Here is a 3,541-nt window from a genome sequence, read left to right as displayed (position 1 = left end):
CCGCCCCCACCGAGAGCCGAGACCCCCACTGTGCACCCGGGTCCGGGATGCGCGTCACCGCCGCCCCCTGCCAGCCGCTCAACGGCGGCCACGGCCTCCCCGCGATCCCCACCCAGCGCGATGTTCCAACCGGGCCTGACGCACTACACGGGACGCCCGTCGCCCGCCGTCTCTCCCACCTTCGCCTTCTCCGCTTCGGCTGCTTCCTCCTGCACGCCAGCGGTCTCATGGTGGGTCGGTGCATAGGCGGCCCCAGCTCCGCATCGTCCTCGCCCCACGGAAGATCGGACTGAAGAAACTGGACGTTCATGATCTCGCGGGCGAAGCTGCCCGAGCCGTCGGGGTCCTCGACCGCCAGCGTGAAGTTCAGTACCGCGGCCGACGGGACAGCCTTTCCGCCGGTCAGCAGACCCTCAACCGGTCCCATACGAAGGTCCGGGCACTGGTTGAACAAGCCATCGCCACCCTCAAGTCCCGACGGCCCCTGCGCAAGCTCCACTGCTCCTCGTCCAAACCGTCCTCACCCTCCATCCGGCCGGCTCAGACTGCGGTTGGAAAGGGCTCAGTGACCGACCCTGCGTCGATCGGCTGCGCTCAGGCTTCCGGGCCCAGCGCTGCCGACTGATCGCCGCTGCCGTGCGCCAGCGAAGCAAGAATCTCCTTGCGGCAGACATCGAGGATCTCGTCGGCCAGCGGAGAATCGTCAGGGCACGCCCGCGACAGCATGATCGCCCCGATCGAATGGGCGAGCATGCCGATCAACTTGGTACGGGCCGCGCGCTGGTCCGCGCCCCCCGGCGTGTCACTCGGGGCCTGAAGGGCCGTCAGCAGGCTCTCGATCCCGGCCGCGAACTCTGTTCTGACCTCCGCCGGCTGACGTGCGGCATCGCCGCTGAGGGCCGCGATGGTGCAGCCGTCGCCGCGCCCGTCGCGATGCTCCCGGGTGACGTACCTCTCGACGAACTCGACCGGGCCCAGACCTTCCGCCCGTGTCGCGACCTGCGAGAGCCCACTCGCGGACGCTTCGGCCATCAGGTCGGCCTTGGAGCGGAAGTGCTTGTAGAACCCGCCATGGGTGAACCCGGCGGCTGCCATCAGTTCCGCCACGCCGACACCGTCATAGCCGCGCTCGCGGAACAGCCTGGCTGCTGTCGCGACGATATGCGCGCGGTTCTGCTCCGCCTGTGCCTTGGTGACCCGCATGTCCAGCCACCCTCCCGTGAGTCGACGCTCGTCGCCCAAGGATACATAGATGATGACCGACATCAAAGAGCTTGACTTTTTAGATGTCGATCGTCATCTTATTGTTCATCCCCGCCAGAAAGGCCCAGGCCATGAGTGACACGCATGTGACCGCACCGACCCGGTACGTCGAGGTCGACGGCGACCGGTTCGCCTACCGCCGCTGGGGCAAGCCCTCCGGCGTCCCGATCCTCCTCGTCCAGCACTTCCGCGGGGGAATGGACCACTGGGACCCGCTGCTCACCGACGGCCTGGCCGAGGGCCGTGAGGTCATCCTGTTCGACGGGCGCGGCATCGCCTCGTCGTCCGGCACGCCGCGCAACCGGATGGAGGACATGGCCGACGACATCGCCGCGGTCGTCCGGGCGCTGGGGCTGGAGCAGGTCGATCTGCTCGGCTTCTCGATCGGCGGTTACCAGGCACAGGAGGTCGTGCTGCGCCACCCGCGGCTGGTGCGCAAGCTCCTCCTGCTCGGCACCGGCCTGCGGGGCGGGGACCCGACGACGGACCCCAAGGTGTACGAGGTGGCGCCGAACCCGGTCCCCACCGTGGACGACTTCCTCTTCCTGTTCTTCGGCCGCTCGGAGGCAGCGGTCGAAGCGGGCCGGGCCTTCTGGGAGCGACGCCACCAGCGGGCGGACCAGGACCCGCCGAGCTCGCCCGCGGTCGCACAGGCGCAGCTCGAAGCAGTTGTCGCCTACGCCGAACCCCTGCCCGGCGAGAATCCCTACGCCCACCTGAACGCGATCACCCAGCCGACGCTGGTCCTCAACGGCTCGAACGACGTGATGATCGCCTCGGTCAACTCCTGGCACCTCGCCCAGAACATCCCCGACGCGCAACTGCTGATCTACCCCGACGCCGGGCACGGAGCGCACTTCCAGTACCCCGAGCGGTTCCTGAAGCACGCCCTTCAGTTCCTCGACGAGTAAGCAGCACCACCGGGGTCAGCCCACACACACCGAAGAACCCCCCGATGAGACGTAGGCAGACATGAAGATCGAAGGTTCGGTCGCCCTGGTGACCGGCGCCAACCGTGGCATCGGCAAGGCATTCGCGGACGAACTCCTCGCCCGCGGTGCCACCAAGGTGTACGCGGCTGTCCGCGATGTCACCACCGTCACGGACCCGCGGCTGACGCCCGTCGCCCTGGACGTCACGGACCCGGCGGCTGTCGCCGAGGCCGCCGCCGAGTTCACCGACGTCACGATCGTCGTGAACAACGCCGGCATCGCCAGCAGCAACTTCGCGCTGTCGGCGCCGCTCGACGTGGCGCGCAGCGAGCTTGAGGTGAACTACTTCGGGCTCATGGCCATGACGCAGGCGTTCGCCCCGGTCGTGGCAGCCAACGGCGGCGGTGCCTTCGTCAACATGCTCTCGGTCGCCTCATGGGTGGCGTACCCCGTGGCCGCCACGTACGGCGCGTCGAAGGCAGCCGCGTGGAGCTACACCAACGCCGCCAGGCAGCAGCTCAAGGCACAGGGGACCGAAGTCGTCGCCGTCCACGTCGGGCCGGTCGACACCGACATGCAGGCCGGCTCCGACATCGCCAAGACCCCGCCCGCCGACGTGGCCCGCGCCGCCCTGGACGCGCTTGAGGCAGGCCGGCCCGAGGCCGTCGTCGACGAGATCAGCAGCAGCGTGAAGGCCGCGCTGCACGACGACCAGACCCTGCTGTACCCGGCCATCGAGGCGCAGTTCGCCGCGCAACTGGCCGGCTGACCACCCCCGCCACCAACAACGTACGGAGCCCCGCATGTCCGACAGCCTGTGGACCCCCACCGTCGCCGGAAAGATCTCCCTGCCGCACCGTCTGGCGATGTCCCCCATGACCCGCAGCAGGGCGACCCCGGACGGCGTGCCGACCGATCTCAACGCCGAGTACTACGCCCAGCGCGCCTCGCACGCCCTCATCATCACCGAGGGCACCCAGCCCTCCGCCGACGGCCAGGGCTACCCGGTGACCCCCGGCATCCACACCGACGAGCACATCGCCGGCTGGCGCAAGGTCACCGACGCCGTACACAAGGCCGACGGACGCATCGTCATCCAGCTCATGCACGTCGGGCGGATCTCCCACCCCGACAACACCCCCCACCACCGGCAGCCGGTCGCCCCCTCCGCGATCAAGCCCGCAGGCCAGACGTTCACCGGCGCCGGGATGCAGGAGATGCCGGAGCCGCGCGCGCTGACCACCGAAGAGGTCGCCGCGACGGTCGACGACTTCCGGCGGGCCGCCGCGGCAGCCATCGCGGCCGGTGCCGACGGCGTCGAGATCCACGGCGCCAACGGCTACCTG

The 3,541-nt window shown here is 69.4% G+C and carries 4 protein-coding genes and 1 pseudogene; 4 read left to right on the top strand and 1 reads right to left on the bottom strand.

What is annotated here, in order from left to right:
• Nucleotides 1-304 precede the first annotated feature (304 nt).
• Nucleotides 305-546 (top strand): annotated as a pseudogene (locus AOK24_RS46940) (IS5/IS1182 family transposase); the annotation flags it as partial.
• 48 nt (nt 547-594) lie between these two features.
• Here the strand turns inward: AOK24_RS46940 and AOK24_RS40050 are convergent.
• On the bottom strand, nt 595-1,266 hold the full coding sequence (locus AOK24_RS40050; protein ID WP_240554350.1) for a TetR/AcrR family transcriptional regulator: 672 nt from the start codon (nt 1,264-1,266) through the stop codon (nt 595-597).
• A gap of 68 nt (nt 1,267-1,334) precedes the next feature.
• On the opposite strand from AOK24_RS40050, the gene AOK24_RS40045 reads away from it, so the two are divergent.
• The 3 genes from AOK24_RS40045 to AOK24_RS40035 all read left to right on the top strand — a co-directional run.
• A complete protein-coding gene (locus AOK24_RS40045; RefSeq protein WP_055724829.1) occupies nt 1,335-2,174 on the top strand; it encodes an alpha/beta fold hydrolase in 840 nt (279 codons plus the stop codon).
• Nucleotides 2,175-2,235: 61 nt separating this feature from the next.
• Nucleotides 2,236-2,964, top strand: a complete 729-nt coding sequence (locus AOK24_RS40040; protein ID WP_055724828.1) for an SDR family oxidoreductase — start codon at nt 2,236-2,238, stop codon at nt 2,962-2,964.
• A gap of 34 nt (nt 2,965-2,998) precedes the next feature.
• A partial coding sequence (locus AOK24_RS40035; protein WP_478078786.1) for an oxidoreductase occupies nt 2,999-3,541 on the top strand: 543 nt, incomplete at its 3' end.

The organism is Streptomyces niveiscabiei, from assembly GCF_001419795.1.
Lineage (GTDB): Bacteria > Actinomycetota > Actinomycetes > Streptomycetales > Streptomycetaceae > Streptomyces > Streptomyces niveiscabiei.
The sequence above is the reverse complement of the archived record's forward strand: the minus strand, read 5'-3'. Positions and strand labels throughout refer to the sequence as shown.